This window comes from Erysipelotrichaceae bacterium 66202529 (assembly GCA_017161075.1).
In the GTDB taxonomy this organism is placed as follows: Bacteria; Bacillota_I; Bacilli_A; order Erysipelotrichales; family Erysipelotrichaceae; genus Clostridium_AQ.
The window spans coordinates 3498534-3525311 of the sequence record CP046174.1 but is presented as its reverse complement, the minus strand read 5'-3'; the positions used below and the strand labels follow the sequence as shown (position 1 = coordinate 3525311).

Sequence of the window (26778 nt, the reverse complement as noted above, 5' to 3'; positions counted from 1 at the left end):
TTTATATGAAGAAAATTATCAGATTATGCAGTATTGTAGCCTGTACACTTCTGCTGTTAACCGGATGCGGCTCAAAATATGAACGAGATGATAATCCGGGTAGGGTAGAAAATATTACTGTTTCACAGATGCAGAAGAAAATTGAGAATAAGGAAAGCTTTGCTATCGTGTTTACACAGACAACCTGTTCACACTGTATTGATTTTAAAAAAATGCTGGACGGATATCTGTTGGATCACAATGTAGTTTTATATGATGTCGTACTCGATGAAGCACCTGCTTCACAGCGTAAATCAGATTTGAAGAAGATTCGTGAAACATTCCCGGAAATGAATGAAACACCTTCTTTGTATTATGTGAAGGATGGGAAAATGGACAATCTTCTGGAAAACGGTGATGATGGGCTGACAGAGGAAAAATTTGATAACTGGGTTCAGCGCTACAAGCTGGATGAGAAAAAATAAGGGATGGAACTGGTATTCAGCTATGGCAGGTGTATAGTTGAATTCCTTTGAAAATTAAGAAAGTGAAAGATGCAAAATCGTCCGAAACGCAGGATGATGGTGCATCTTTTTATATTGTTGCAATCCCTTTGCGTTCCTCTTTGGAATATAAAGGATATAAATGTTTATTTTATATGCTTCGTAAATTATACGGATACTGCCTTTTTACAGAAGTCCATATTGAATGATGCATTAAAAGCAAAATTAAAAAAAATTTGTATAAACAAAGAGGATGTATTCACAGCAGCTTATAGGAATGCATCCTTTTTTATTGGACAGGCAGGATTGCCATTTTGTTTTAATCCCTGTATGATACAGGTAAGGTTTTGATACATGGAAAGGCTGGAGCATATGAGAAGAAAAGACAGAGAAACATCAAGGGAAGCGGCATGGGAAATTTTTGATCAGAGTGCTTATTCCGTACTATCTATGATTTATGAAGGGAAGCCCTATGCAACGGCACTTTCCGTGGCACGCATCGGAGAAACACTTTATTTTCACTGTGCCAGAGAGGGAGAGAAGCTGCAGGCATTGCGTCATAATCCGCAGGTCTGTCTGCATGCCGTATCCCATATGCGTAACTGTGCAGAAAAATTCACTGTTTATTATGCCTCCTGTACGATAAAGGGATGTGCAAAGGAGGTACAAACGGAGGAAGAACGGCATCAGGCTCTGCTTGCAATCTGTGCCGCCTTTACCCCGGGAAATATGGAAAAGGCACAACAGGAAATCCAGTCTGCAGGCAGCAGTACAAGTGTGTGGAAAATTCAGGTGGATGAAATCAGCGGAAAGTGTCATCCGGAAAAATGATAGGGAAGATAGCCTTCAGGTAAACACCAGGAAACCCCATATTGACGGTGAGACGCTGCTGGATGAACGATGTATTATAACTTTCAGGTAAAAGTGAAGAAAAGCAGGTGTCTGTTTTCCAGAGTATGGAAAAGCATACAAGGGATACTCATTATGCATCTCCTGAATCAGATAAAATGACAAATGTAATAAAAAACAAATGACAATTGAAAGTTGTATTTTATGGAAACCTTTTGTAAAATATACCTGCAATAAAAAATTGGAGCTGTATGGTGGTAGTGCAGCAACAATTATGGTATTGTGGTGAATTTAAAAATTGGTCTTATTAAATTCATAATTACAACATTGCTTGAAGCATCGTATGTGTCTGCAGATGTTTTGCTGGTAACATTCATATGCAGAGAACCCATTCATAATCTGATCCGCTGAAATCCTGAATCTGGAATAGACATGAAACCCTTCAACATATAACCAGGCGGATAATCTCATACCGGTGCATGAACTTCAATCAATATGCAAACTATTTTATCGAAATCGCGATAAAATGGAAAAGAACAAGCCAAAAGAGAGAGTGGCTTGTTTTTTTATGTTATAATAATTGTTGATAAAAAGCGAGGGTCATTATGTCAAAGCTGAAAGTGAATATACGTTCCATTGTCATTTTTCTGTTCGCATTGATGTTTGTCGTGGCAGGACTGTCACTCCTGAATCGTTATACCAGCGAACAGTTCATTTATCGTAATAAGCGGCCTCAAAAAATCGGGGCAACCTATATGACGCTGAACAATCCTTTTTTTAATGTCATTGATGATGAAGTGCGAAGTATTGTGGAAGCAAACGGAGATGTCCTGATTTCTCTGGATCCCGCACTGGATCTTCAGAAGCAAAAGGAACAAATCCGCTATCTGATCGATCAGGATGTTAGTGCGATTATTATCAACCCGGTAGACTTCACTGGTCTGAGTGCTGAGCTGAAGGAAGCAAAGGAAGCCAATATACCTGTTATCACGGTGGATACTGATGTATTTGATGAAGGACTTGTTTCCTACTCCCTGATGTCGGATAATTACGATGCGGGAGTACAGTGCGCAAAGGATATGATGAAGCATAAGAAATCAGCGAATATCGTATTGCTGCAGCACAGCACTGCTTACTCTGCTGTTCAGCGTATTCAGGGATTTGTCGATACGATTAAGGATAAACCGCAGTATCACGTAATCGAGCGTATTGAATGTGAGGGGCAGCTGGAAATCGCCATGCCGAAAATGGATGCTTTTCTTGACAAGGATATTCCCTTTGATGTCGTTATGGCTTTAAATGATCCAAGTGCGCTGGGAGCGCTTGCCTCCATGCAGGATAAGGGGCGCCTGCAGGGGGTGCTTGTCTATGGCATTGACGGCTCTCCGGAAACCAAAGCTCTGGTTAAGGATCATATCATGACGGGCACTGTATCACAATCTCCCAAAACAATGGGGAAGGACGCTGCTGAAATCGTATATAAGATACTGGAAAACAAACCGTACAGCGATAAGGCCAGGATACCGGTAGCCCTGATAACGGAAAACAATATTGATCAGTTTTCTCTGGAAGGGTGGCAGTGATCATGTGGTTTATGAAATGGAGCAATGATGAGAAGCTGAAGGTCATTCACTGGATGATGTGCTTTCTCAATCTGACAATTATTTTATTCATTGGCACGGTCATGTACATCACAACACTGCGCATCTGTGATATGTATGAGGCAAGAACGTTTTTGTCTACACTTACCTGTCTGCCGAAGAATCCGCTGCGAATCATGATAGTTTCCATCTCAAGCTTTCCAATTCTGCTCTTTGTTATGCGGCTGCGTCAAAGGATTCAGCTGACAACCTGGAAGCTTGCCGGAAGCTTTCTGCTGGAAACCTGTCTCTGTCTGGTCATCATGCAGTCTCTCAGCTTTTCCACAAACAGTATTCTGCTGCTTGTCATGGCAGACCTGCTGACCTATATCAACACCAACCGGGAGCGTGCGCTCTGTCTTACCGTTATGATTATCATTTATCTTTGCGGAAACTATGATTTTCTGTCCGGACGCTTTGCAATCGTATCCTTTAATGATTATCTTGCCTGTTACAATTCCATGACCCAATCGGTATTGTCGAGTATTCACAACACGCTGGCCTCTTTGAATATCATCATGTTTATTCTGTATATGATCTTTCTGGTACAGGAGAAAATAAATGAGAGTAAGAAATTCCTGCAAATGAATCAGGAGCTGCAGGATTTGAATGAGCAGCTGAAGGAATATGCAAACATTCGTGAAAAAATGGGAGCGACAAGGGAACGAAACCGGCTTGCCAGAGAAATACACGACACGCTGGGACATACGCTAACCGGACTGTCCGTAGGTATTGACGCCTGTGTGCTGATGAGTGAGATTGATCCTGCAGCAACCAGAAAGCAGTTAAGTACCCTGGCAGAAACAGCGAGAAACGGCTTAAAGGATGTCCGCCGTTCCGTGGATAAGCTGCGTCCGGATGCATTGGAGCATTATACCCTGAAGGAAGCGCTGGATAAAATGATTCAGGAATTTCAGGGAGTCACTGATGTAGTCATACATTTTGTCTGTCATCTTCCGCATCTGACATTCGATAAGGACGAGGAGGAAGTCATATACCGCATTATTCAGGAAGGAATGACGAATGCCGTGCGTCATGGTAAGGCAAAGGAGATTTTTATATCCATTGCCAAGGAAAATGATACACTGATTCTGATTATCGAGGATGACGGGATCGGCTGTGATAATATCAAACCGGACTTCGGTCTGCACCACATGCAGGAGAGAATCGCCCTTCTGCAGGGAGATATCCGGTTTTACGGATCCAACGGGTTTGTGATCCTTGCAGAAATTCCAATCAGGGAGGGAATCTGATGATTAAGATCATGATTGCGGATGATCAGGAGCTGATCCGCGAGAGTCTGAAAATTATATTGAGTACAAAGGAAGAATTTAAGGTAATCGCCACGGTAGGCAGTGGAAAGGAAGTCATTGAAGCTATCCGCAGGGAGCTTCCGGATGTTATTTTAATGGATATGCGAATGCCGGATATGGATGGTGTTCACTGTACGAAATTCGTGAAGGAGGTCTATCCGGATGTAAAGGTAATCGTATTGACAACCTTTGATGATGACGAGTATGTATATTCCGCATTAAAATACGGAGCGAGCGGCTATCTGTTAAAGGGCGTATCTCTGGATGAGCTTTCCAATGCGATTAAGACGGTGTTGCAGGGCGGTGCTATTTTTAATCCCAATGTTGCCAGCAAGGCGATACGTATATTTTCACAAATGGCGAAGAATAATGTCGTAACGGAAAAATTCCAGAATCAGAGTGACCTACCGACCCTGAGTAATACGGAATGGAAAATCATTCAGCAGGTGGCGCAGGGCTTGTCCAATAAGGAAATTGCAGAGCTGCTGAAATTCACAGAGGGGACGATCCGTAATTATCTGAGTGTTATTCTGGATAAGCTGGAGCTGCGGGATCGCACACAGCTGGCAATCTGGTATATTCATAGGGAAAAAGCAGAACAGGATGATAACGGATGAAACGGCGGCTGTTGATTACATTGCTTCTTCTTTTGCTTTGTATCGGAGGAATCGGCTGGTTTTCCTACATGCAGCAAAAAACTGTCGTATTGAAATTCGGCATGTTTGCAGGTAGCAACTGGGATGTTCCAAACGGGGACAGCTATAAGATTATTGATCAGGCAATCGAACGCTTTGAAGAAGCGCATCCCAATGTCAGGGTTGAATATGTAAGCGGACTTCAGAAAGCGGATTATTCTGAATGGTTATCCCAGCAGGCACTGGAGGGGAATCTGCCGGATGTATATATGGTGCTGTCCGATGATTTGTATACCTTTGCGGATATCGGTATGCTGGAAAAGCTGGATTCCTATATACAAAGGGATGATGATTTGCAGGTGAAGAATTACTTTACGCCTGCCTTAAAAAGCGGACAGATGGATAAGCAGCAGTATGCACTTCCCTATGAAAGTGTTCCAACCATGATGTATGTGAATAAGACACTGCTTGATAAATTCGGTATTGCTCTGCCAAAAAATGACTGGACATGGGATGATTTCTATGCCATATGTGAAAAGGTGACAATGGATCGTGATCAGGACGGATCGCTGGATACCTTCGGTGTGTACGGATACGGATGGCAGAATGCGCTTGCCTCCAATGACGCGACGATTTTCAATGCCAGTGGTACAAGTGCAACCCTGGCAAATGATAAGGTATATGAGGCGGTTGCATTTACAAGAAAGCTGGAAGAATTAAATCAGGGACAAAGTATAAACAGCGATATGTTTGATAAGGGGATGGTGGCGTTTTGCCCGATGAAATTCAGCGAGTACAGAACCTATAAGCCGTATCCCTGGCGTGTGAAAAAGTATACCAATTTTGAATGGGATTGTATTCCGATGCCTGCGGGTCCAAAGGGGGACAATGTTTCCCAGCTGGATACGCTGAGTATGGGAATCAGTGCCAGCAGCTCTCATAAACGGCTTGCTTGGGAATTTCTGAAAACTCTGTGCTATGATACAACGGCGCAGAAGGATATCTTCAAGTATTCCCAGGGGGTTTCCGTACTGAGAGATATTACCGGCTCCAAGCAGGTTATGGAATATTTATTGAAGGATGCACCGGGTGATTCCACCTTCAATATGGATTTCTTTAATGATACGATGGAGCATGCGATTCCAAATACAAAATTCACGGACTACGATCAGGTCATATCCGTTGCGGACAGTGAAATACGCAGACTTTTGGGAACGGATGAGGATATCAAAACGAGTATCAATACCCTGCAGACAAAAATTGATCTGATATTAAAGAAATAGGCAGCGGCACATTTGATTGAAAGTGGAAGCTGAATGAACCAGAATACCGTTATCCAATGATCTGTATCTTGTTTCTTCGCTTATCAGTTTTTCATAATAAGCAGTGCATGGAGTATCTGTGCAGGAATAGGGAACAGCAAAGATGGAAACGTTAAGGACGTAGTATTTATAGCTTTGGAGAATAGGAAAAGGATAACTGTCAATGAGGTTCTCCTCACATTCGGATACAAGGATACTATTGAAAAAAGAAGAAGGAAAGCTCTGTGAATTATTGGAGTTCTCCTTCTTCCTTTTGTTTTTTTAGGCAAAGCCGTTCTCTATTCATGAGTAAAAGCTATATTTAAAAACGGTGGTTTTGCAGGAAACCTTGTGTATCGTATAGCTGTAAGCGGGTAAGCATCACCTGTGATTAACTGCTGCTGTACAGCTTAGGTGGTTTCATATTTACGGAAGCGGTAGCCGCTGCCCCATACTGTTTCGATAAATTTCGGATTGGCACTGTCCTTCTCTATTTTTTCCCGGATACGGTTAATGTGAACCGTTACAGTAGATATTTCACCAATAGCGTCCAGTCCCCATATTTTTTCAAAGAGCTGATCCTTGCTGAAAACAATATTCGGATTCTTCGCAAGAAATACGAGCAGCTCAAATTCTTTATTGGGAAGAACAAGGGAATTACCATCCAGGAAAACCTCATGTGAATTCAGGTCGATAGTCAAATTCTCAATCTGGAGCTGATTTTCTTTTCTCTGCGTTCCCTGTGTCAGCCGTTCATAATTGGCAATCTGTGATTTAACTCTGGCGATCAGCTCACTCGGATTGAATGGTTTTACGATATAGTCGTTTGCTCCAAGGCCAAGTCCACGGATTTTATCCATATCCTCTCGTTTGGCAGATACCAGAATAATCGGTACATTTTTCACGGCTCTCAGATTTCGGCATACCTGAAAGCCATCCTCCTTTGGCAGCATGACATCCAGCAGAATCAATGCAAAATCCTCCTGCAGGGCACGCTTCAGTCCACTTTCTCCATCCTCGCAAATTTCAACCTCATAGTCGTTTGCTTCCAGATAATCGCGTTCCAGCTCAGCAATCGCTCTATCATCCTCAACAATCAATATTCTTTTCATAGCCTTGTTCCTCCTTTTAAAAGCGGCAGTCTTATGGTTATACACAGACCCTTGTTTATTTCTCCGCTGGCACATATGGTTCCCTTCATTTGGGTTATGATTTGCTTGGTAATCGACAGACCCAGTCCGTTTCCTTTTACCTTTGAGCTTCTTGCAGGATCGCTGCGGTAGAAGCTATCAAATAATCTTGGAGCCTCCAGGGGATCGATCCCCTGACCGTCATCCTCAAAGGTCAGGATACAGGATTCCTCCTCACATCGCAGGGTGACATGGATATGCACCGGATCCTCTCTTCTATATTTTATACTATTCTGACACAGATTGTCTAATACTCTGATGAAATGTGTGCGATCCATCAGAATCTGCAGCGGTTTCCCACTTTCATTTTGGTAGCTGATAACAGCATGATCGTAACGGGATGTGCATTCCTGATACCAGTCCTGCAGAAAATCCGGAAGATTCACACACTCATCATGAAAGGGAACCTGTCCCAGATCAAGCTTGGAAAGCAGAAAGAGACTTTCCACCAGCGCATTCATGGCATTTGTCTTCTCTTGTATGATATGCAGATAATGCTGCTGTTTTTCCGGTGTATCCGCAATACCGTCTAATAGGCCGTTGACATAGCCCTGCATGGAGGTAAGCGGAGTGGACAGGTCGTGGGAAATACCGGCAATCAGTTCCTTTCGATTCAGATCGTATTGGGTACGAAGCCGTTCAGATTCAATGAGCTGCTTGCGCATCGCTTCAAAATTGGAGCACAGCTCACCGATTTCATCCTCTTTTTCAACCGATATCTCCTGCTTCAGATTACCGTTTCGTATTTCACTGGTGGCTTCGTTAAGGTCATATAAAGGTATCAGAATATGCTGTGCCAGCTTTCTGGTCAAAAAAGCACCCAGGGCTACAATGAACAGCACCATGAATACCCCTGTCCCTACGATGGAGATTTTAATCATCAGCTTGGTATGCTCCCATGATTCATAGGAATCCTGTGGTAAATTGAGATCTTTACCGGAAAAGGTGATGCGCAGCGTCTGATCAGCTGCATTTTTTAATTCAGCCTGATAGGCCATACCGTTTTGATTCCATATAATATAAGGAAGGGAATACTGATTTGTTTCCGCAATGCTTTTAAACTCCTGCTGCATACTGCTGCGATTCACCCCGGCACTGTGATACAGGATTTCATCGTTTTCCTTTTCTTCAACGAAAATATGAAGACCTGACTTTTCCAGCTGTGCAAGGATACGTTCCGCTTCATCGCTGATGGTATCACTTCCTGCAAGCTCATCATTCATTGTCTTAATTAACAAGGTGGGGCCGTAATTGGAGGTGTTTAACAGCACGTTGCGAATCATGGCAGCGGGAGAATGTGTCACAAAGGAGAACCCCAGCAGCAGACTGAACAGAATGAAGCATACAAAAATGATGGGAATGAGAACCATCAGAAAATTGGAAAGCAGAATTTTTTTGCGTATGGATATGTCCTTATAGTGCATGAAACCACCCCTTTGCATTTCATTATGTAGGAAATTCTGTGGAAAAGCAAGGGGGAAGGCGCAGTGTTTATAGAATATATAGAATTACATTTCCCTTATTTGAAAAGTATCCTTCAGCCATGTATTTTTATCAGGATGGCATAGTGGATAAAGATTCGTGTATAGAGCGATGGAAAGGGTGGGAAGGTATGTACTTCTGTGGTAATATATAACTATAGAAGATGGAGGATATTGTATGAAACGTGTGTTGCTTTCCTGTATGGTATTGTTATGTCTGATGGTAACCGGCTGTCGCAGGATACGTACAGGCAGCGTGGAGATGAATGGACATAAGATAAATTTACATGATATGGCTATTCATCAGCAGATTGAGGAAGACTATGTTCTGGAGGGAACAAAGGAGGATAATCAGGTTACGATCATTCTTCCCGATGATACACCAAATGATGTGGAAATCAAGGCAGAGCTGCTGGATTTGAAGGGAAATCCGTTATATGAGGGGCAGGCATTTGATTTGTCCTATGAGCGTAAGGGGGAAACCATTACCTTTGCAGTTGATCCGGATCTGATAATTGCATTAAGCAGTGATTCCACGATACAAAAGCATTGTCTGTTCGGATATCATGTGGTGAGTAAAGCCCTGGATAAGGAATGGCTGTTTGTCGTTAAAATATCTGAGTAGACACCCCTTGCTTTTTTTGCGGGAAGCTAAATATCCCCGATTCAGATGTCCATTCCTGAAGGAGCTGACAGCGTGAATATTCTGTCAGCTGGAAGAAAGAAAAAGCAATCCCATAGAAATAGGAAAGCATAGGTCTGAATATGGGTTTCATGGTAAAAGAATGATAATAGTGTGTGGAGCTTTTTTCAAAGAAAACAGAAGCATCCATATAAATGGTTCACACTTTTTGATTACTCTGAAAAAATGAAGAAAGAAAGCTTTGGCAAAGACAGGGACTTTCTTTTTTCGTTATTTTGTTTGTACTCTAAAATAGAAAGAACTCGTGAACAACACTGCTCTTTTTACCGCTGTTATCTCCGATTATTCCTGTATAGGAGAACCCGTGAACAGCACCGCTGTTTTGCTGCTGCTATCTTTCGGTTTTCCTGTATAAAAGGTAAGCAGTTTTGCATGATGGAATTGATATACTGAAAAATCAGACTTACTCGATGCCGCATTACGACAGCTTGTGTACGTACAGAATAATACATATATGATGAATCGTGTTGTAATACTACAGGCTATTGCTCTTTCATTGCCATCGTTATGAACCTGTTTTCTGGAGATTTCGTTTAGCCTTTCTATCTCTGATTTTATTTACAAGATGCTTCCAGTTTGGCATATACTCGCCTTCCTGTTCCTCTTTTTTCTTTCGCACCTTACGCTTCTGCTGGATATCCTTATTCTGAATCCAGCTTTTCACAAAGCGCAAATATTCTCTTGGATTGCCAAGACTGAAATCACCATGTGTATAATTCATCAGCATGAAAATCTGTGCATCCGGCAATGCCGCCTTGAGAAGGTCAGCACTTTTCTTCATGCTTTTCTTTTCCCGCTGCCCTACCAGAATGGCTGTTTTACAGGTGACCTGTTCCAGATTATCCGGCACCTGAAAGGAGCTTACAGCATCCAGTATGCACTTCAGATTATCCCTTGTCATAGCCTGATAATTGCGGTAATAATCTTCAAAGGCATAATCGTCATTGAATACGGTATAATACATGAATTTATTGAACCATTTCTTTCTTGCCAGAGCATTGGCATAAACGCTTGCATAAGCACTCCAGCTTCGCAGCCGGACAGGCTGCATCATCGCACTTTCCAGCATTGCATAATCGCAAAGATCCGGCTTCATGGAAAGCATGGTTACGGCGATCTGTGCACCAAGGGAAAAGCCGGACAGCACCTGAATATGTCCGTTGAAATGCGTCTGGATGTAGGAAAGCAGCTGCTCTGCGCAATCTTGAATACTGATAAACGGCTTCTGAGCTTCACCTCCATGACCATCCAGAATTGGGACAATCAGCGTATAATCCTTCTTCAGCTCCCGTATTTCCTCCTGAAAGCTGAAGGCGGACAGACATTCTCCGTGCAGGTACATATAGACCGGTTTGTTTTTTTGCATATAGGTTTTAAATTGCATGATGATCAACCTCACTTTACAGTTTCATTATACGTCATGAAGCCGTTATCAGCTAACCAACTTCTTGCGGAGTCTTCTGCAGAAAATTAACCTTTGCTTTTTCCAATATTTTCTATATGATATACAGTGAGGTAGATAGCTTATGAACAAACGTGCACGAGAGATAATATTCTGGATCATGGAGAAGCGGGATTATCAGGAAACCTGTACCATCACGGATCTGATTGACAAATTCAAGGTATCTGAACGGACAATCCGTTATGATCTGGAGGGAATCACAGATTTTCTTCTGGAAAATAAGCAGAAGCCAATTCAGCTATGCGAGCATGGCGTAATCGAGCTGCAGAAGGATACCGATGCCATTCGTTCTCTGCTGGGGCAGAACGATTTTTACTCCTTTAAGCTGAGTAAGGAAGAACGGATGAACATGATTTTGTATCTGATTGCGAATACGAGTGAGCATGTGACACTGCAGCAGCTGGCGGATATTCTTTTTGTATCCCGCTCCACCGTTATTCATGATGTGGATGATGTACGTAAAAGCATCCAAAAGCATGATTTGGAAATCGTATCCCTGCGCAGAGGACTGCGAATCCAGGGGAAGGAGAGCAGCCGCAGAATTTTGTTAATGCATCTGCTGCGTATGCCGTATGTACAGCAGTTTCGCACAACGGAATATACGCATATGATGTCACCACAGGATTTGGATAGTCTGAAACGGATGATTAAGGATGCCGAATTATCCAGCAGTCGCTTTCTGACCGACGGCTCCTTTGAGGATTTGCGGCAGTATCTGATGCTGATGATTGAACGCTATCACAAGCATCTGTTTGTGGAAATAGATTATGTATCCCAGCATATGTCCACACAGAAAATGGCAAACCATCTGATGAACAAGCTGGAGGATTATTTTGGTATGGAGCATCGCCTGCAGGAGGAATATCTGCTGGCGGACATCCTGTATAATATGCATTATCTCAAGCGTAATGATGCCGATGAGAAAATCATGCAGATACAGGTCATATCCAAGCAGTTTATTGATGCAGTTGCGCATGATCTGAATATTGATTTGCGCAATGACTTTCAGTTTTATCAGAATCTGACCAACCATCTGCAATCCACCTTTAAGGATCTGGATATGGGCTATGACAGCGATTCGGAGCTTTTATATGAAATTGTGAAAAAGAATCCGGAGGTAGTAACAGCCATCGAAAAAAATCTGCAGCCGCTGGAGGCATTTGTGCAGAGGGCAATCACCAATGAGGAAATTGCCTATATCACAATTCATGTCTGCGCGGCAATGGAGCGCAACCGATACCAGGGCTCGCAGTTTACGATCCTTCTCGTATGTAATTCCGGCGTGGGAACCTCGCAGCTGCTGTTAAGCCGGTTGAAAAAATATTTCCAGTTTTATGTTGCGGATGTACTGCCGGTGCATGCGCTTGCCAATTATGATGTCACAGGGATTGATCTGATTATTTCAACCGTACCGCTGAAGGAGGAACGCTGTGAAACGATCATCCTGCATCCGTATCTGAGTGATGAGGATTGTATCCTGCTGGGAGAAAAGCTGGAAACACTGAAAAGCAGTAAATACCGCGTAAATTCAAATTCGAATTTTCAAAGGCTTCAGACACTGATTGCAAATTCCATTGCGTACAGTCCGCTGGATAAGGACGAAATATATAAAAATATCATTAAGGATTTACAGTCGCATTTCTTTCCGGTTGCGCCAAGTGACAAGGCGACACTGCGGGAGCTGCTGGCGGGTCATATTGAGGTGGATGTGGAATGTGCAGACTGGAAGGAGGCTGTGAGAAGAAGTGCGCAGCCATTACTGGACCAGGAGTATTTGAGTGAACAATATATCACGCAGATGATTCGCAATATCGAAACAATGGGGCCGTATATCGTGCTGGCACCGGGCTTTGCACTCCCGCATGAATCTCCGGATGTGGGCGGGAAGAAGCTGGGAATGCAGCTGATCCGCCTAAAACAGCCCGTACCCTTTCATTCTCAGTTTTATGATCCGGTAGATTTTGTGTGCTGTTTATCTACAATAGATAAGGATTCACATTTAAAGGCGATGTTCCATTTGATGAATTTACTGGCAAAGGCGGATTTTTGTGAGAATATCCGAAAGGCGAAATCCGCAGAGGAGATTTATCAGATCATTTATGAATACGAATCCATACTGTAAGCATCCCAGTCTGTTAAACATATATAATGCATGAAGTCTTTATGTCTCCCTGTGCTTTTAGCGGCTATGGACAGTCCTGCGGTTGTATATGCAGGAGAGTGCCTGTATACCTGTATGGGAACCGCCGCAAAGGATAGGTAATGGATTCCTTCCTGCTATATAAAAAAGCTTTCAGATAGAAACGTTATGCTTCCCTCTGAAAGTTTTTTGCTTATTCTGCCAGCAGTACGCCGGTATAGGTGGCTGTTACGGTGTTCTCTGTACCACGCACGACCTGCATGCACTGCAGGTCACCATGTAGGGACAAGGCTGCATCCCTTTCCTGATATGCTATGGTTTTAGGGAAATCTATGTAGTCAGTCATTTCCTTTGTCACGGTAACGCTGCGACAGTGGAAGGGTGCAGGAATCAGCTTCTTTACCTTATCATACAATATATTCTCTGCAAGCTGTATATCTGTATCCTTTGTGACATATGCACTATCCAGTTTTACGGATACTGTTTTACCGATAGAAAAGCGTTTATCCGTTCCTGTTTCCTTGATTACATGTTCCTCATCTGCTGATTGTTTGTTGACCCACGGCTGTGCATCCTCCTTTGCGAGAACAGGTGTGGATACTGCACAGCATGCGGTCAGTAATGCTGCGCTCATCAAAAGCTTTTTCTTCATATTATATCTTCCTCCCTCTTTGTTTTCTGTACAGCAATTTGTACTATATGTAATAGTATAGCACAAAAGGCATACAATGTGGCATGTTATTCTGTTGTCTAGCAGACTTGGCAGGAAGCAAAGACTGTGATTAGCGAAACATTATAAAATCAAACAGGCAGAGAAGTGTCCGCAATGCGGATACCACGTTGGCGATAGGCTTCCAGTATGCTCTGATCTGCCTCTGAATCAGTGATGAGGGTATAGCTCTGCTTATGAGATATCGCTATAAAATCACGGGTATTCAGCTTACTGGAATCACAGAGAACATAGACTTCCTCTACAATAGAGAACAGTGTTTCCAGCAATCCGCTTTCTACCACACTGTCCGTATAAAGGTTCCCCTTTTCATCAATCGCATTCACACTTAAAAAGGCCTTTGTCAGCTGAAACTGCCTCAGGTTTGCCTGTGCAATTGGGCCGGTCAGCGTCAAGGAATTTCTGCGCAGCTCTCCTCCGAGCATATAGATGGAAAGTCTGGTATCCTGATACAAATCATAGGCTACATTTACCGCATCCGTTACGATTGTCAAAGGGAGAGCATGCATGAGGGAGGAGGCAAATATATCCATCGTGGAGCCGCTGGCGAGAAAGATACGGTCATGCTCCTTCAAAAAGCTTTTCGCAATCCTGGCGATCTGCTGTTTTTGTTTTGTATGCAGCTTACGGCGTTTCGCAAACGGGGTCTGTGCATCAAAGGTTTTTTTCTCCTTTGCGATGGCACCTCCATGTGTCCGAATCAATACTCCCATCTGTTCCAGCTCCATGAGATCGCGTCGTGCAGTCATGGCTACAATATGAAAATTCCGGCATATGGTCTGTACATGAAGCTCTCCTTTTTCCTGCAGAAGCGCAAGTATCGCTTTCTGCCGTTCCTGTTTCGTCATAGTTATCACCTGTGTTTACTATAACACAAAATGTTCGTTTCAAACAATAAAATTAAAAAATAATGGAAATATAAACATTAAACTAGATTTATATTTCTGTTTTTTCACTTTTGTACTATGATAAATGTGCGAAACGAACAATTAAGGAGGAATGTTTATGAAATGTGTTGCTGTTGGAGATATGTTTCTGTCAGAGGAAGCATTTGCAAAGGTTTTGAAGGGGCAATCTCTGTTTAGCTCCTATCAGGGCTTTTCATGGAAGGCAGATTTAGATCGTGTAGCTACCAGGACATTGATCCGCAACATTGAAACAAAGGGAAGTGAGGCGTATACAATCAAAGGGGAGTTGAAGGAGGCCATGCTTGATGCGGATGTGATTTTCATTCATATGTGTCCGGTAGGAAGGGATATCATTGAACAGGCATCGCATTTAAAATACATTGTCACAGCAAGGGGCGGTGTGGAAAACATCGCGGTGGAATGTGCAAGGAAAAAAGGAGTACGCATCCTTCACTGTCCTATGCATAATGCATTTGCTGTGGCAGAGCTGACAGTGGGGCTGATGATTTGTGAAACACGGAATGTGACAAGAGCAGATCGTTCCTTGCGTGAGGGTATCTGGAGAGAGTCCTATCCGAATAGCGGATCTATCCGTGAGCTTCGCAGTATGCGTGTTGGTCTGATTGGCTTTGGTGCCATCGGACAGCTTGTGGCACAGCGACTGCATCCGTTTGGCTGCAGTATTATGGTGCATGATCCTTATCTGGATGCATCCATCATCGAACGAACGGGGTGTAAGGCAGTCGATAAGAAGACACTGCTTCAGGAAAGTGATATCATATCCCTTCACGGACGCATCGGCCCAAAGGATCCACCAATCATCGGACGTTATGAGTTAGCCCTTATGAAACCGCATAGCTATCTGATCAATACAGCAAGGGCAGTGCTGGTGGATATGCCTGCGTTGGAGGAAGCATTGCAAAGCGGCAGAATCATGGGGGCAGCGATTGATGTATTTCCAAAGGAGCCGCTGACGAAAGAGGATAGAATTGTACAGCTGGATAACTGTACGCTTACCAATCATCGTGGCGGGGATACCCTGGATTCCTATGAACGAAGTCCAGAGCTGCTGCTGGAACAATTAAAGGAAGCTGTGGAAACAGGTACAACAAGCTATATGATTATGCCCTACGATGAGGAAGCTGGAGGAAAATGATATGAGAGTAGAAGAAGCTAAATTTTTAAAGGAATATGTTGAGATGGCTGATTATGGGGATGCATTGGGCTGGCATGAACGCAATGGAGGGAATTTCACCTATTGGATGAAGCCGGAGGATGTGGAATGTGTACAGGATCAGCTGACACAAAGCGGGGAATGGCTGCCGATTGGCACGAATGTGGAATATCTGGCAAATGCATATTTCCTGATCAGCGGTACGGGGAAGTATTTCCACAATATGAAAAAGGATCCTGCACATACTGCAGGCATCATACAGGTGGATGCCACAGGCCTAAACTATCGCATCTGCTGGGGACTAAAGGATGGCGGGCGACCTACCAGTGAGCTGCCTACCCATCTTATGAATATGGCAGTAAAGGCAAGACTCACAAACAATGAGAACCGCGTTATATATCACTGTCACTGTCCCAATGTAATTGCACTTACCTTTCTGCTTCCATTGAAATCAGAAATTATCACAAGAGAAATCTGGGAAATGATGACGGAATGTCCGATTATTTTTCCAGAGGGAATCGGAGTTGTGGAGTGGATGGTGCCGGGTGGCCGTGATATTGCGGTTGTCACCAGTAAGCTGATGGAAACCTACAATGCAGTTATTTGGGCACATCACGGCATGTTTTGCAGTGGCGTCGATTTTGATTCTACCTTTGGCTTAATGCATACGATTGAAAAGAGTGCCGAGATGTGGATCAAGGTGCACTCCTGCCGACAGGAAAAGCTGCAGACAATTCCGGTTGAGGGCTTTCACAGGCTTGCGGATGCGTTTCATGTTACACTGGATGAACGGTATTTATATGAAAAGTAAAACAGGATATTGCCTGTGAACGTTTAAAACTCCAGTCTTTTCTACAGAAAGACTGGAGTTTTTGTATGGGTGATACATGTTTTTTCCTATTTCTGATTCTCCCTGCTTTTATTCAGAAACAGCAGAATACAGGAGAGTGTTGCCAGAATTGAGATAAAGAACAGGAGCCAATACAGCATCCCATAGGATTCAAAATACTCTGTGACACTGATCATTTCATCCAGTGCAATTCCGCTCGTCCATAAGAATACAGCAGAAATAATCAGTGCTGCAAGGGAACATAGGAACAGGAAAAACAATACATATTTTTTAAATTTTGCCATATACAATCCTCCGTTTCGGCGCTAACGATTTTAAACAAATTTGAGGTTCGTTTATCTATTATCTGATCTTGATTTGAAATACCAGTATAGCTTTGTTTTCTTCCTAAATACATATATGAAATATATGATAATTGATGATACGATTAAAATACATCCCACTATGATTGATAGTGTTGTTTCAGTAACGATACAATCAATTCCCTCAAGAAAAAATAATGTCAATATAATATAGATTGCTCCATCCATTTTATTTCACCTCCAATTAAATCGTTAACATTAAGAAACATAGTACAAGTATAGCACAAAATTTTTAAGCACAAGTTAATTGTTTAAAGGTTACTGCGTATTTTCTTACTTCATGGAAATCAATCTTGCATAAAAAGACGAAATAATTTATTGCAAAGAAGACTCGTAAATATAAATATAATTTCTATATTACAGAATGTTACAAAAACATGGAAACTATTAAAAAACAATTCTTTATTTGAATATCTGCAATAATAAAAAATAATTATAATGAAAAAAAAGCTAATGTATTTGACGATAAATTCTAATATTTTTAGTTTATGTTCTTTTAAGCAGTAGTAAAAGTGCCATATCGAGATGAATGTGCCTAATATACTTAATATTTCACTTATTTTTATAAAAGAAATGATTATAAAACTCATACCTAATAAAATAAAATTAATATTAATAAATAGCGTATCATACAAATTGTTTTTTTTCATACATATCACACTTTCCATTTTGGCTTTAAAAATTACAGCCTTTGTTCTATTTTATACATTATTTTTAGAAAAAGCAGTCTTAATCATTAAAGTATCAATACTGCTTTTTTTTATAGATTGTACCATACTGAATTTCGAAGATGCATATAAATTGGAATAATTAAATCTTTTCTATGAAGTGTAAAAATTATATCCTAAGCATTCATATTCATACGGTGATTTTACGTACATAGGGGGTGTTGTTGCTGTTTGCTATGTGCTAAAACAAATTTCTTATCAAATTTAATTCAGATTTGAGATGATTTGCTTAAAGTTAGTTTACTTTTAACCTATTGGGGTGAAGCTGAAGCTTTCTTTTACTTCAGGTGCTGTAAATGTTGACCAACCATATCCAGCAATGCTATACGACCAAGTTGGCACAAATTTGGCATTTATTTTAATACTAGCACCATTTTTAGTTGCGGAACATGATACATTTGTCATTGAGTAAGACTTATCACTACCACCTATAATAGAAAGTCTAGGCTTTGTATAGCTGATTATTTGCCCTTTATTATTAGATGTCGCATTTCCACTAATTTCATAGCATATGGAAATTTTTTCTGTTATAGTATTGCCAAATATTCCAGGTCTACTACCAGTTCCTTTCACTATTTTTTTATATTGCCTATGATACGCTTTCGTCATATTACGGGAAGAAATATTTGAAATTGGCGTCTTTTCAAACAATAAATCATATTCATAAATATAGTCTTCAATAGCTTTATAATTATTGTTATTATACAATTCTTGTGTGTTCATTATAAAGCTGTGAGTAACATTCTCATTATTTGCATTATATACAATTATATTTTTTGCTTCATTGTATAAGGGTTCAATAAAAGTTTTAAAGCTTTCAGAAGCCACCTCATTTGTTATATGCGTTTCATCTTTGGCAAAACCATCAACGGTAGATCCACAAAGAGTAGTTGTAAGTATCAAAGTAGTGACAAATATTTTCTTAAATAATTTCATGCTTTCTCCATTCTTACGCTATTCAGCGTACATTCTTGTAAGTCCATATTTTCAATATCTAATATTTCCATAGGTTATTATCATACTATTATTACAGGAAGAAATATTTTCTTTATTCTCAACTTTTGTTTTTTGTTGTGAGCTTACATTTGTTTATGCTTCATCAAGTACTTGCATCTTCAATTTTACCCACTATGTGGAAAAAGTAAATAGTCTTTAGGATAAGCGGTATGAATATGAGTGTATTCGGTAAAGAATATAGTTGAAAAACTTGCTTTTTAATAAGAGAATGCTTAAAAATGACCGTTTCATACCCAGGGATTACCGTTCATCCCTGATCTATTTACTTTAGGTTGATTATTTTATACTATATAAATGTTACTGAAAGAAGATGCTAATATGTTTAAATATTCACTGTTAATTGTTGATGATAATAAAAAAGATAGAGAAATGATTTCTAAGAAAATCCTTGAAATCTTTCCTGATAAATTTAATATGGTGTTAGTGGATGATGTAAATGCAATGAAATATATAGAGAATTCAATTTATGACGGTTATCTTTTGGATATCGAAATGCCAATTTATGATGGTTTTGCACTAGTATCTAAGATACAGAATATAAATTGCAATTCACTTATTCTTTTTTTAACATCTCATGAGGATTATTCATTGAAAGGCTATGAATATAACATTTTTCGATTTATAAGTAAGTTTAAACTAGGTAGTATGCTTCCAAACGCTCTTTCCGATATTTTAGACGAACTTCAAAAAAGAGAAACTTATATTGAAGTAAAAGATAAAGATAATACTATTTTTCAGTTATTAACAAATTCCATACATTACGTGTCTACAAGTGGAAATAATTTGAGAGTATGTACAGGTAATAAGGAATTTATGATGCAAAGTTCATTATGTGATTTCTCAACAAGATTTAAAGAGTTCCCTTTTGCTGAGCCTAGAAAAGGTTTTTTAGTGAATTTGAATTACATAGAGTGTATAGATTTTGATAAAGATATAATTCATATGAAATCCGGGCGTAAAATAAGCATAAGCAGAAGGAAGAGAAAGACGTTTTATATGCGATATTCATTAGGTTTATAATTAAATAATTATGTTTAGACAAAATTTTGTTATAATTATAGTAATGAAGGAGTGGTCAGAAATGTCATTTGCTGTCTTGGTTGTTGATGATGATTTAGATTTTGCAGAAAGTGTGAAGAAGGACATACAATATATGTTTCCTGATCACTTTATAGTAGATGTTATGAGTGATGTACAGATTCTAAATAATATCAATACAGCTAACTATGATCTGTATATTCTTGATATTGAAATGCCTGCTATTGGCGGGTTCGACTTAGCAGAAAAACTACACGATAGAAAACAGGAGTCCTTGCTTGTATTTCTTACCACCCACCATGAGCTTTCGATAACAGGTTACGAGTATCGTGCATTTCGTTTTCTCGTTAAAGATAATTATTTAAAGTCTCTGATAAAAATGTTAAATGCAGCCCTTATGGAATTAAATAAACGAAATAAATTTTTAGATGTGAGAAACGAAGCGTCTGTTCCTGTTAAAATCCTGGTCAAGGATATTATATGTGCCTATACTGTAAAAAATTATTTAGTGGTTGAAACAGAAACAGGACTTTACCAAGCAAGAATATCATTACGTGAGTTTCAGGATAGTAATTCACTATTTCCTTTTGCATCACCTAATAAAGGTATGTTGGTTAATTTGAATTATATAAGTCATATAGATTTTGATAAAGCTATCATTTATTTAAAGGGCCATGGAAATATGCCGATTAGCAGAAGGAAGAAAAAAGAGTTTTACATGTTATATGCAAAAGGCGTTCATAATAGCTATGATTAACTAAACTATCCTTTTGTATTTTGACCGTTTCGCCTCATCTGAATACCGTTCATCCCAGAATCCTTTCTTTTTCATCATTCTTAATTTATGATGTAACTGCAAATATTTGTAAGCATTTTGTGAAGCTCACGTAAGGGATGAAAGAGGAGGAAGTAAAGGAAATGAAAAAGTTATTAACCGTTTTATTTGCAGGCTTTTTAACGCTATCCTGCATGACAGGAAATGTGCATGCAGAAGAATCCATACTGGATTACAGTGAGGAAATCAGTATGTTTCAGGATTTTTATGAGCATCCAGGGAAATACATATTTCAGGATAGTGAAGGAAATGATATATCCGCATTTGTTTTGCAGCAAAAGGAGAATTTTCAAAGGGATGCCTATCATACAACGGATTTTCTGATGGAAACGGTGAAAAGTGTGCAGGAAGAAACGCCTGCAGCGACGACAAGAGCTGCTTCGAAAAGCAAAACATGGAATAATCTGAAGGTGTATTTCCAAAAGAACAAATATTGTATTTATAGTGTTACGGGTACATATAGTGTATCTGGTGGAAAGATTACAAATGGAAAGGCTGTACCGAAAATAATTGATAATTATCATAGAACTTATAATATATCATATAATGGAAAAACAATATCAAAGACGGGAAAGACAATAACCTATAAGTTATCGCATACTATTGATAGACTATACATTGTTAAAACTCAGCATAGTATATCTATCTAAGGTAGATCAAGATTGCTTTTATATATCACTAAATGCTATACTTTATTTGGTGATGTTATGCTTACATTTAATTTTATTGATAATTTCTTCTTTGCTTATTCAATGTTATTTATATACTTTATACTAAATCTAAAGATATGTCCACTATCAGCAAAAAACACATTTTCTCTATTTTTAATTATTTTCATTATTTTTATATCGGATTGTTATATCTACTATACTTTCTCCTGGACAACACAGTTTGGAGAAATAAAACATGTACCAAACTTTATTGAAAATACTATTATGTTAATCGTTTTCCTTGTACTATATAGACATAATTGTCTAAAGACTCTCTATTATATCGTCTTAGGATTTGTTGTCATACAATTTAGTTCATTGATTTATAGAGTTATGTTAACGAATAGTGAATATCAAGAATGGTACTCGTTAAGTCGTTTTATTATTTTAATTGTATTCTATGTAGTTATTAGAATAGGCAGGAAGAGTAATAGAATATATGAGTCAAAGGATTGGATATCATTTTCTGTTTTAGCAGGTGTATTTTATATATATTTATTTTATATTACAGAAGAAGTACCAAAGCTAGATTTTACAGATATGAATGTTATTGTAATATTTGAGTTTATTCAAATAGCTTTTATGGTGAGTGTATTCTGTGTATTTTATTTCTATCTATCTGTTTTGGGAGATAGAAATAAGGATTTGAATAATGTAGGTCTTCAGCTAGACAATCAGAAACAACAGAAGCAGTTGCTGGAGGAATTAAAAAAAGCGAATCAGGAAAACAGAAAGCTACGTCATGATTTAAAGCATCATTTTCATTCATTGGAATATATGATGAATACAGATCCTGAGAAAGCAAAAAGCTATCTGCAGGAATTAAGCGAACATGTGGAAGCTGTAAAGGTTCTTACTACAAAGAATCCTGTCCTGGATTATATCGTAAATTCCAAAATGGCAATTTGCAGAACGAAAGGCATAGCGTTTACTTATGAAGTGCAGGATAATCTAAAGCAAATGCAGGATTTTGATCTGATATCCTTATTATCCAATGCTTTGGATAATGCAATCGAAGCACAGGAGTATGTGGATAACAAATTTATAAGCTGTAAAATCCTGGATGGGAAAACAGCAACGAAGATTTTTATTGAAAATGCATGTGATACAGCAAGACTACAAAAATCAAACGACACTTTTCAAACAATAAAAAAGGAAAAAGGACAGCATGGTATTGGATTGGGAAGGATAAAGACGATTGCGGAAAGCTACCATGGATATATGAAGATTAAGCTGCAGGATTCTTTTCTCTTAGAAATCAGTATTGCAAAAACAAAAACTGTATAAGATAAGAAAAGTGGATAATAATTCACTTTTTTTGACCGTTCAATACCTAAAACGACCGCTTGCATATATAGCTGTTTACTTATAAGGCAAAATTAGTATGATTAGCGCCTATTAGGAAAACACACTGTCAAAGGGGTTTGTAGCGGGGGTTAGCCCGCTACTGCGGTATCTTCCGTAGTGTTGATTTCAATGTACTCGGCAATCTTGCGGAGCTCGTCAGCAAATTTGAATTTCACGCTGATATTGCCGTTTTCATAGACCTTGATATAGTCCACAAGTTCAACCAAGATTTCACGGTTGAGGGCTTCAATGTTCTGATACTTCATAAAGGCTACCAGTGCAGGATGCTCGTTGTCCACACCGTTTGCCAGTTCTGCGCGTTCAGCGTTCAGCCGGGTAAGCACCGCGGAAATATCAGAAGTCTGCCGTTCATAGTCAGCCTTCATATCCCGGTATTCCTGCTGGGTGATTTCACCGTCTTTCCAGTCCTGATAAAGAGATTGCTTGTAGCGTGTTATCTTTGTCAGTTCCCGCTCTTTTGCAGCTATCAGATCGTCCAGTCGGTAAGACTGGCTTTTTTTGATTGGAGCGGAATTGATCTGCGTGACGATTTCCGAGTAGGAAACAGCCAAATGTACCTGATGCTGTACAGCGAACAAAACAGCAGCCTCCAGCCGTTCATGCTTGATTGAGTGCATGGTGCAGGCTGTCCGGGAACGGTTCTTGTAGGTTGAGCAAGAATAATATACATTGTTGTTCTTGCCAACGCATCGGGTAATGGCCCGCCCGCAATCGGCACATTTCAGAAAGCCGCTGAATAAATGTACCTCACGGCCTTTCGGGGAAGTACGGGTATCACGCTGTAAGAGAGCCTGTACCTTGTCGAAAGTTTCATAGTCGATAATGGCCTCATGCGTTCCAGCCACTTCCACCCATTCCTCGCGTGGAACAGCTTCAATCTGGTGTACCTTGTAGCTTTTCACCCGGCTTCGGCCTTGGGCTAAATCCCCGGTGTAGGTCGGATTGGTAAGAATGGAGTGGATCATGCGGACTCCCCACATAGGATCGTCATACCCTCTTGTCGAAACAGGCAAGCCCTTTTGTACCTTGTAAGCCGAGGGGCTCGGTACGCCGTGTTCGTTCAGGTACAGCGCGATAGCACGTTTTGATGACCCTTGAATAAGCATTGTGAAAATGAGTTTGACATTTTCAGCAGCATCGGGATCAACAATCAGCCTGTGCTTGTCCTTTGGGTGCTTTACATAGCCGTAAGGAGCAAATGCTCCGATATACTGGCCGTTGCGCCGCTTGTAATCAAATACCTGCCGGATCTTTTTGGAAGTCTGATAGCAGTAATTATCGTTCATCACGTTTGTAATGGGAACGATGATATTTGAAACGCTGTCGGGGTTCTTGTAGCTATCTACATTCTCAGCAAGGCTGATAAAACGAACACCCATTTGAACAAACAGGTTGTCGATCAAACTTCCGGCATCGCTATAATTTCGTGCGAAGCGGGACAGGTCTTTTACTATAACGCAGTTGATTTTACCACTCATGACATCCGCCAAGAGCCGTTGAAAATCTTCACGATTAGCGTCCGTTCCAGTATGTCCGTCATCTACATATTCTGTGATGCTTTCAAACTCATCAATGTTGCGTCGGTAAAAATCGTTCAGTAGGTCACGCTGGTTTTTTACGCTGTTGCTATCGTCTTTTCCTTTTTTCAAATCTTCCTTTGAAAGCCGGATATAGATGCCCAGCCGCCAGCGGCGGATTGTGTAAGAGGGAGAGAAACTCTGCTGATACCCTCTGTTTTTTGCTCGTGCCATTGTTCCTCCTTCCCTATCACATTACACTTATATTATAACTCTGTCCGGGGAGGACAACAAGGATGCCTCCGCTTCGGGACACTTTGTCTCGAAGAAGCAAAACGAGCTGTAACCGAAGTTACAGCCCGCTTCTTTGCCGCAGCAGGAAATCCGTCAGCTTATCTTGGAGAGATGGCCCGCTTTCAGCAAATTCAATTTTCACGCCAACACCACCGATGCAAAAGCAGTATGGATTTTTGACAGTCTGCAAAAATCGAGAGATGCGCTCCTTTCGGGAAAGCGCATTGTCAAAGGTCATACCGCTCACATCAGGCAGGGACTCGGCAGCCACCGCGCCAATGTCAACGCTTCTCATTTGTTCAAGTTCCTGTGTAGTTAATTTCACGGTAAACCTCCTTCGCAGATTGATAGAACGCCCCCCGCTGTTTGGTGGGGAAACGCAACAGGCCAGCACCACCGGGATGCTGGCCTGTTGCCTTACTCCACCTTGGGACACTTTGTCTCGAGGTTTATTATAGTTTTTGAATATTAGAGAGCGCCGTACATATTTACTTGGCCTGTCCAAAGACAATCGTTATTTTCTGTGCGGCGCTCTCAACGCAAGTAAAGCGACAAGCCCGGAGGAACAGGCAGCCAACCTGTTCAGCGCCGGATCATGGACTTGGGATGACCGGGCCCATTTACAGTGTTGGTGTTGTTCGTTCAATCTCTTTTAGGAGATGTCACTGCGCACCCACTGTCTGGCTCCCCGTACTTACTCAGGGCTGCCGTTATTCCCTTGCGTTAGGAAGAAAACCTCCTCTCATAAACCGAGACATTTTTTCATCAATTCCAAGTGGGTTAAGATGAAAAAATCAAAAAGTTTTTTTCATGCGTTCAAGGCCACGCTTGATCGACTGGCGAATAGACTCCTCATGTACGCCCTCGGCCTCGGCAATTTCCTTAATCGACTTGCCAAGAATGATATGTGCGTCAATTCTGCGGCCCTGAATCTCCGGCAGAGAATTGAGAGCGTTCCACAGACGAAGAAAGGTTTCCATTCGTTCAAGGAGCTCCTGCGGGGTCGGCTCATGCAGGCAAGCGGAATACTCAATCCCGTCATCGCAGTCCAGAGAATACTGCGCCTTGTGCCGGGAGAGCCGCCGCTGATAGGCCATCTCATAGCGGGCATCGGCCTTGAATACCTCGGCCACCTCGTCAGAAACTTCGATAAGCTGATCCTGCGTGTACCAATAATAAATATCTTTCAAATTGATAGTAGTCATCGTAAAATCCTCCATTTCAGTTTGTTCGGGGTTGGTCGGAAACGAAATGGAGTAACGGCGGAGAACGGCACCGCACCTCGGGACACTTTGTCTCGAAGTCTGGAAAGCAAAATGCGCCTGCGCGACACAAGGCCGCACAAGCGCACGAAAATATATTATCGGTTATGTACTGTTTAATTTCACATTCAAAGCCCGACTGCTCCAATGGAGGGGCTACGCTTTTTTTAGCTGGTGCAGATCATGGATGCTGCGAAAAAGAGAAAAGGACACGGCAAAATAACCTCCCATCGACTACCGTGTCCCTGCAAGTCGTCATTGGTTTGTGTAAACGCAAAGAAACGGCGGCTCTGATTTCTCAAAACCGCCGTTAGGGTAATAACTTAAAATAGGCGCGCAAAATCACCTGCCCCAACCAACGGTTTTTTTCTTTCCCCGTAGTCGGGGCAGGTTCATACGCTATCTAATTATTCTTTCGTGACTAATTCTTTCAGCCGTTCATAGGTTTCTGCGCTAATATCATGTTCAATCCGGCAGGCATCAGCCTCCGCCGTTTCAGGATCAACGCCTATAGATATAAGTTGCTTCGTTAAAAAACAATGGCGCTCGTAGATTTTTTCAGCCACCTCCTGGCCAAGATCGGTCAGGTGTAGATAATGGTTTTCGTCTGTTGTCAAAAAGCCGCCCTCTCGTAAAGTTCCTACTGCGTAACAAACGCTGGGTTTTGAAACCTCCATGTACCGAGCAACATCCACGGAACGCACCATACCGAGCTTCTTTTGAAGTATAAGCACGGCCTCCAAATAATCCTCTCCGGCAGTATGAAGTTTCATAGGCAGCTCCTTTCGT

The 26778-nt window shown here is 40.9% G+C and carries 26 protein-coding genes; 15 read left to right on the top strand and 11 right to left on the bottom strand.

Going from position 1 to position 26778, the window contains the following annotated elements; genetic code table 11:
• Positions 1–5 precede the first annotated feature (5 nt).
• From GKZ87_16660 to GKZ87_16635, 6 genes are all read left to right on the top strand, one after another.
• A complete protein-coding gene (locus GKZ87_16660) occupies positions 6–464 on the top strand; it encodes a thioredoxin (protein ID QSI27002.1) in 459 nt (152 codons plus the stop codon).
• Between the two features lie 390 nt (positions 465–854).
• Positions 855–1313 (top strand): pyridoxamine 5'-phosphate oxidase family protein, encoded by a 459-nt coding sequence (locus tag GKZ87_16655; GenBank protein ID QSI27001.1) that lies wholly within the window; start codon positions 855–857, stop codon positions 1311–1313.
• A gap of 623 nt (positions 1314–1936) precedes the next feature.
• On the top strand, positions 1937–2914 hold the full coding sequence (locus GKZ87_16650) for a substrate-binding domain-containing protein (GenBank protein ID QSI27000.1): 978 nt from the start codon (positions 1937–1939) through the stop codon (positions 2912–2914).
• A 2-nt stretch (positions 2915–2916) separates the two neighbouring features.
• The gene (locus GKZ87_16645; protein ID QSI26999.1) at positions 2917–4224 is read left to right on the top strand and encodes a sensor histidine kinase; all 1308 of its coding nucleotides are present in this window, start codon (positions 2917–2919) and stop codon (positions 4222–4224) included.
• Entirely contained in the window at positions 4224–4901 is a 678-nt protein-coding gene (locus GKZ87_16640) for a response regulator (GenBank protein ID QSI26998.1), read from the top strand. The genes GKZ87_16645 and GKZ87_16640 overlap by 1 nt, the downstream gene beginning before the upstream one ends.
• Positions 4898–6202 (top strand): extracellular solute-binding protein, encoded by a 1305-nt coding sequence (locus tag GKZ87_16635; protein QSI26997.1) that lies wholly within the window; start codon positions 4898–4900, stop codon positions 6200–6202. Before GKZ87_16640 ends, GKZ87_16635 begins: the two co-directional genes overlap by 4 nt.
• 428 nt (positions 6203–6630) lie before the next feature.
• On the opposite strand, the gene GKZ87_16630 is transcribed toward GKZ87_16635, so the two are convergent.
• Both GKZ87_16630 and GKZ87_16625 read right to left on the bottom strand, forming a co-directional pair.
• Positions 6631–7332 carry a response regulator gene (locus GKZ87_16630; protein ID QSI26996.1) on the bottom strand — a complete coding sequence of 234 codons (702 nt, stop codon included), beginning with the start codon at positions 7330–7332 and terminating at the stop codon, positions 6631–6633.
• Entirely contained in the window at positions 7329–8834 is a 1506-nt protein-coding gene (locus GKZ87_16625) for a HAMP domain-containing protein (protein QSI26995.1), read from the bottom strand. The genes GKZ87_16630 and GKZ87_16625 overlap by 4 nt, the downstream gene beginning before the upstream one ends.
• Positions 8835–9069: 235 nt before the next feature.
• Between GKZ87_16625 and GKZ87_16620 the strand changes: the two genes are divergently transcribed.
• Positions 9070–9516: a hypothetical protein gene (locus GKZ87_16620; protein ID QSI26994.1), complete on the top strand. Its 447-nt coding sequence runs from the start codon at positions 9070–9072 to the stop codon at positions 9514–9516.
• A gap of 583 nt (positions 9517–10099) precedes the next feature.
• Here the strand turns inward: GKZ87_16620 and GKZ87_16615 are convergent.
• The gene (locus GKZ87_16615; protein QSI26993.1) at positions 10100–10978 is read right to left on the bottom strand and encodes an alpha/beta hydrolase; all 879 of its coding nucleotides are present in this window, start codon (positions 10976–10978) and stop codon (positions 10100–10102) included.
• Positions 10979–11120: 142 nt separating this feature from the next.
• Between GKZ87_16615 and GKZ87_16610 the strand changes: the two genes are divergently transcribed.
• Positions 11121–13178 (top strand): PRD domain-containing protein, encoded by a 2058-nt coding sequence (locus GKZ87_16610; GenBank protein ID QSI26992.1) that lies wholly within the window; start codon positions 11121–11123, stop codon positions 13176–13178.
• A 211-nt stretch (positions 13179–13389) separates the two neighbouring features.
• On the opposite strand, the gene GKZ87_16605 is transcribed toward GKZ87_16610, so the two are convergent.
• On the bottom strand, positions 13390–13848 hold the full coding sequence (locus tag GKZ87_16605; GenBank protein ID QSI26991.1) for a hypothetical protein: 459 nt from the start codon (positions 13846–13848) through the stop codon (positions 13390–13392).
• 149 nt (positions 13849–13997) lie between these two features.
• Positions 13998–14774 carry a DeoR family transcriptional regulator gene (locus GKZ87_16600; protein ID QSI26990.1) on the bottom strand — a complete coding sequence of 259 codons (777 nt, stop codon included), beginning with the start codon at positions 14772–14774 and terminating at the stop codon, positions 13998–14000.
• A 157-nt stretch (positions 14775–14931) separates the two neighbouring features.
• Between GKZ87_16600 and GKZ87_16595 the strand changes: the two genes are divergently transcribed.
• Positions 14932–15990, top strand: a complete 1059-nt coding sequence (locus GKZ87_16595; protein ID QSI26989.1) for a 3-phosphoglycerate dehydrogenase — start codon at positions 14932–14934, stop codon at positions 15988–15990.
• 1 nt (position 15991) lies between these two features.
• Positions 15992–16819, top strand: a complete 828-nt coding sequence (rhaD, locus tag GKZ87_16590; GenBank protein ID QSI26988.1) for a rhamnulose-1-phosphate aldolase — start codon at positions 15992–15994, stop codon at positions 16817–16819.
• An 86-nt stretch (positions 16820–16905) separates the two neighbouring features.
• Here the strand turns inward: rhaD and GKZ87_16585 are convergent, their stop codons facing one another.
• Both GKZ87_16585 and GKZ87_16580 read right to left on the bottom strand, forming a co-directional pair.
• A complete protein-coding gene (locus GKZ87_16585) occupies positions 16906–17142 on the bottom strand; it encodes a hypothetical protein (GenBank protein QSI26987.1) in 237 nt (78 codons plus the stop codon).
• Between the two features lie 1052 nt (positions 17143–18194).
• Positions 18195–18884 carry a hypothetical protein gene (locus GKZ87_16580; GenBank protein QSI26986.1) on the bottom strand — a complete coding sequence of 230 codons (690 nt, stop codon included), beginning with the start codon at positions 18882–18884 and terminating at the stop codon, positions 18195–18197.
• 375 nt (positions 18885–19259) lie between these two features.
• Here GKZ87_16580 and GKZ87_16575 point away from each other — a divergent pair, with 375 nt between their 5' ends.
• The 4 genes from GKZ87_16575 (at position 19260) to GKZ87_16560 (ending at position 22835) form a co-directional block, all read left to right on the top strand.
• Positions 19260–19985 (top strand): response regulator, encoded by a 726-nt coding sequence (locus GKZ87_16575; GenBank protein ID QSI26985.1) that lies wholly within the window; start codon positions 19260–19262, stop codon positions 19983–19985.
• Positions 19986–19995: 10 nt separating this feature from the next.
• Entirely contained in the window at positions 19996–20760 is a 765-nt protein-coding gene (locus GKZ87_16570; GenBank protein QSI26984.1) for a response regulator, read from the top strand.
• 161 nt (positions 20761–20921) lie between these two features.
• The gene (locus GKZ87_16565) at positions 20922–21488 is read left to right on the top strand and encodes a hypothetical protein (GenBank protein QSI26983.1); all 567 of its coding nucleotides are present in this window, start codon (positions 20922–20924) and stop codon (positions 21486–21488) included.
• Positions 21489–21545: 57 nt separating this feature from the next.
• Positions 21546–22835 carry a GHKL domain-containing protein gene (locus tag GKZ87_16560; GenBank protein QSI26982.1) on the top strand — a complete coding sequence of 430 codons (1290 nt, stop codon included), beginning with the start codon at positions 21546–21548 and terminating at the stop codon, positions 22833–22835.
• Between the two features lie 149 nt (positions 22836–22984).
• Here GKZ87_16560 and GKZ87_16555 read toward each other — a convergent pair whose 3' ends face one another.
• From GKZ87_16555 to GKZ87_16545, 3 genes are all read right to left on the bottom strand, one after another.
• Positions 22985–24667 carry a recombinase gene (locus GKZ87_16555; protein QSI26981.1) on the bottom strand — a complete coding sequence of 561 codons (1683 nt, stop codon included), beginning with the start codon at positions 24665–24667 and terminating at the stop codon, positions 22985–22987.
• A gap of 118 nt (positions 24668–24785) precedes the next feature.
• Complete coding sequence (locus tag GKZ87_16550; protein QSI26980.1) at positions 24786–25052, bottom strand: hypothetical protein; 267 nt, start codon at positions 25050–25052, stop codon at positions 24786–24788.
• 469 nt (positions 25053–25521) lie between these two features.
• Complete coding sequence (locus tag GKZ87_16545) at positions 25522–25932, bottom strand: sigma-70 family RNA polymerase sigma factor (GenBank protein ID QSI26979.1); 411 nt, start codon at positions 25930–25932, stop codon at positions 25522–25524.
• A 164-nt stretch (positions 25933–26096) separates the two neighbouring features.
• Here GKZ87_16545 and GKZ87_16540 point away from each other — a divergent pair, with 164 nt between their 5' ends.
• Positions 26097–26303 (top strand): hypothetical protein, encoded by a 207-nt coding sequence (locus GKZ87_16540; protein QSI26978.1) that lies wholly within the window; start codon positions 26097–26099, stop codon positions 26301–26303.
• Positions 26304–26396: 93 nt separating this feature from the next.
• On the opposite strand, the gene GKZ87_16535 is transcribed toward GKZ87_16540, so the two are convergent.
• Positions 26397–26762, bottom strand: a complete 366-nt coding sequence (locus GKZ87_16535) for a metal-dependent transcriptional regulator (GenBank protein QSI26977.1) — start codon at positions 26760–26762, stop codon at positions 26397–26399.
• Positions 26763–26778: the final 16 nt, after the last annotated feature.

Excerpts from the sequence above, each read along its gene's own strand:
- GKZ87_16660 (QSI27002.1), top strand. The coding sequence starts at position 6 with ATGAAGAAAATTATCAGATTATGCAGTATTGTAGCCTGTACACTTCTG.
- GKZ87_16655 (QSI27001.1), top strand. The coding sequence starts at position 855 with ATGAGAAGAAAAGACAGAGAAACATCAAGGGAAGCGGCATGGGAAATT.
- GKZ87_16650 (QSI27000.1), top strand. The coding sequence starts at position 1,937 with ATGTCAAAGCTGAAAGTGAATATACGTTCCATTGTCATTTTTCTGTTC.
- GKZ87_16645 (QSI26999.1), top strand. The coding sequence starts at position 2,917 with ATGTGGTTTATGAAATGGAGCAATGATGAGAAGCTGAAGGTCATTCAC.
- GKZ87_16640 (QSI26998.1), top strand. The coding sequence starts at position 4,224 with ATGATTAAGATCATGATTGCGGATGATCAGGAGCTGATCCGCGAGAGT.
- GKZ87_16635 (QSI26997.1), top strand. The coding sequence starts at position 4,898 with ATGAAACGGCGGCTGTTGATTACATTGCTTCTTCTTTTGCTTTGTATC.
- GKZ87_16630 (QSI26996.1), bottom strand. The coding sequence starts at position 7,332 with ATGAAAAGAATATTGATTGTTGAGGATGATAGAGCGATTGCTGAGCTG.
- GKZ87_16625 (QSI26995.1), bottom strand. The coding sequence starts at position 8,834 with ATGCACTATAAGGACATATCCATACGCAAAAAAATTCTGCTTTCCAAT.
- GKZ87_16620 (QSI26994.1), top strand. The coding sequence starts at position 9,070 with ATGAAACGTGTGTTGCTTTCCTGTATGGTATTGTTATGTCTGATGGTA.
- GKZ87_16615 (QSI26993.1), bottom strand. The coding sequence starts at position 10,978 with ATGCAATTTAAAACCTATATGCAAAAAAACAAACCGGTCTATATGTAC.
- GKZ87_16610 (QSI26992.1), top strand. The coding sequence starts at position 11,121 with ATGAACAAACGTGCACGAGAGATAATATTCTGGATCATGGAGAAGCGG.
- GKZ87_16605 (QSI26991.1), bottom strand. The coding sequence starts at position 13,848 with ATGAAGAAAAAGCTTTTGATGAGCGCAGCATTACTGACCGCATGCTGT.
- GKZ87_16600 (QSI26990.1), bottom strand. The coding sequence starts at position 14,774 with ATGACGAAACAGGAACGGCAGAAAGCGATACTTGCGCTTCTGCAGGAA.
- GKZ87_16595 (QSI26989.1), top strand. The coding sequence starts at position 14,932 with ATGAAATGTGTTGCTGTTGGAGATATGTTTCTGTCAGAGGAAGCATTT.
- rhaD (QSI26988.1), top strand. The coding sequence starts at position 15,992 with ATGAGAGTAGAAGAAGCTAAATTTTTAAAGGAATATGTTGAGATGGCT.
- GKZ87_16585 (QSI26987.1), bottom strand. The coding sequence starts at position 17,142 with ATGGCAAAATTTAAAAAATATGTATTGTTTTTCCTGTTCCTATGTTCC.
- GKZ87_16580 (QSI26986.1), bottom strand. The coding sequence starts at position 18,884 with ATGAAATTATTTAAGAAAATATTTGTCACTACTTTGATACTTACAACT.
- GKZ87_16575 (QSI26985.1), top strand. The coding sequence starts at position 19,260 with ATGTTACTGAAAGAAGATGCTAATATGTTTAAATATTCACTGTTAATT.
- GKZ87_16570 (QSI26984.1), top strand. The coding sequence starts at position 19,996 with ATGTTTAGACAAAATTTTGTTATAATTATAGTAATGAAGGAGTGGTCA.
- GKZ87_16565 (QSI26983.1), top strand. The coding sequence starts at position 20,922 with ATGAAAAAGTTATTAACCGTTTTATTTGCAGGCTTTTTAACGCTATCC.
- GKZ87_16560 (QSI26982.1), top strand. The coding sequence starts at position 21,546 with ATGCTTACATTTAATTTTATTGATAATTTCTTCTTTGCTTATTCAATG.
- GKZ87_16555 (QSI26981.1), bottom strand. The coding sequence starts at position 24,667 with ATGGCACGAGCAAAAAACAGAGGGTATCAGCAGAGTTTCTCTCCCTCT.
- GKZ87_16545 (QSI26979.1), bottom strand. The coding sequence starts at position 25,932 with ATGACTACTATCAATTTGAAAGATATTTATTATTGGTACACGCAGGAT.
- GKZ87_16540 (QSI26978.1), top strand. The coding sequence starts at position 26,097 with ATGTACTGTTTAATTTCACATTCAAAGCCCGACTGCTCCAATGGAGGG.
- GKZ87_16535 (QSI26977.1), bottom strand. The coding sequence starts at position 26,762 with ATGAAACTTCATACTGCCGGAGAGGATTATTTGGAGGCCGTGCTTATA.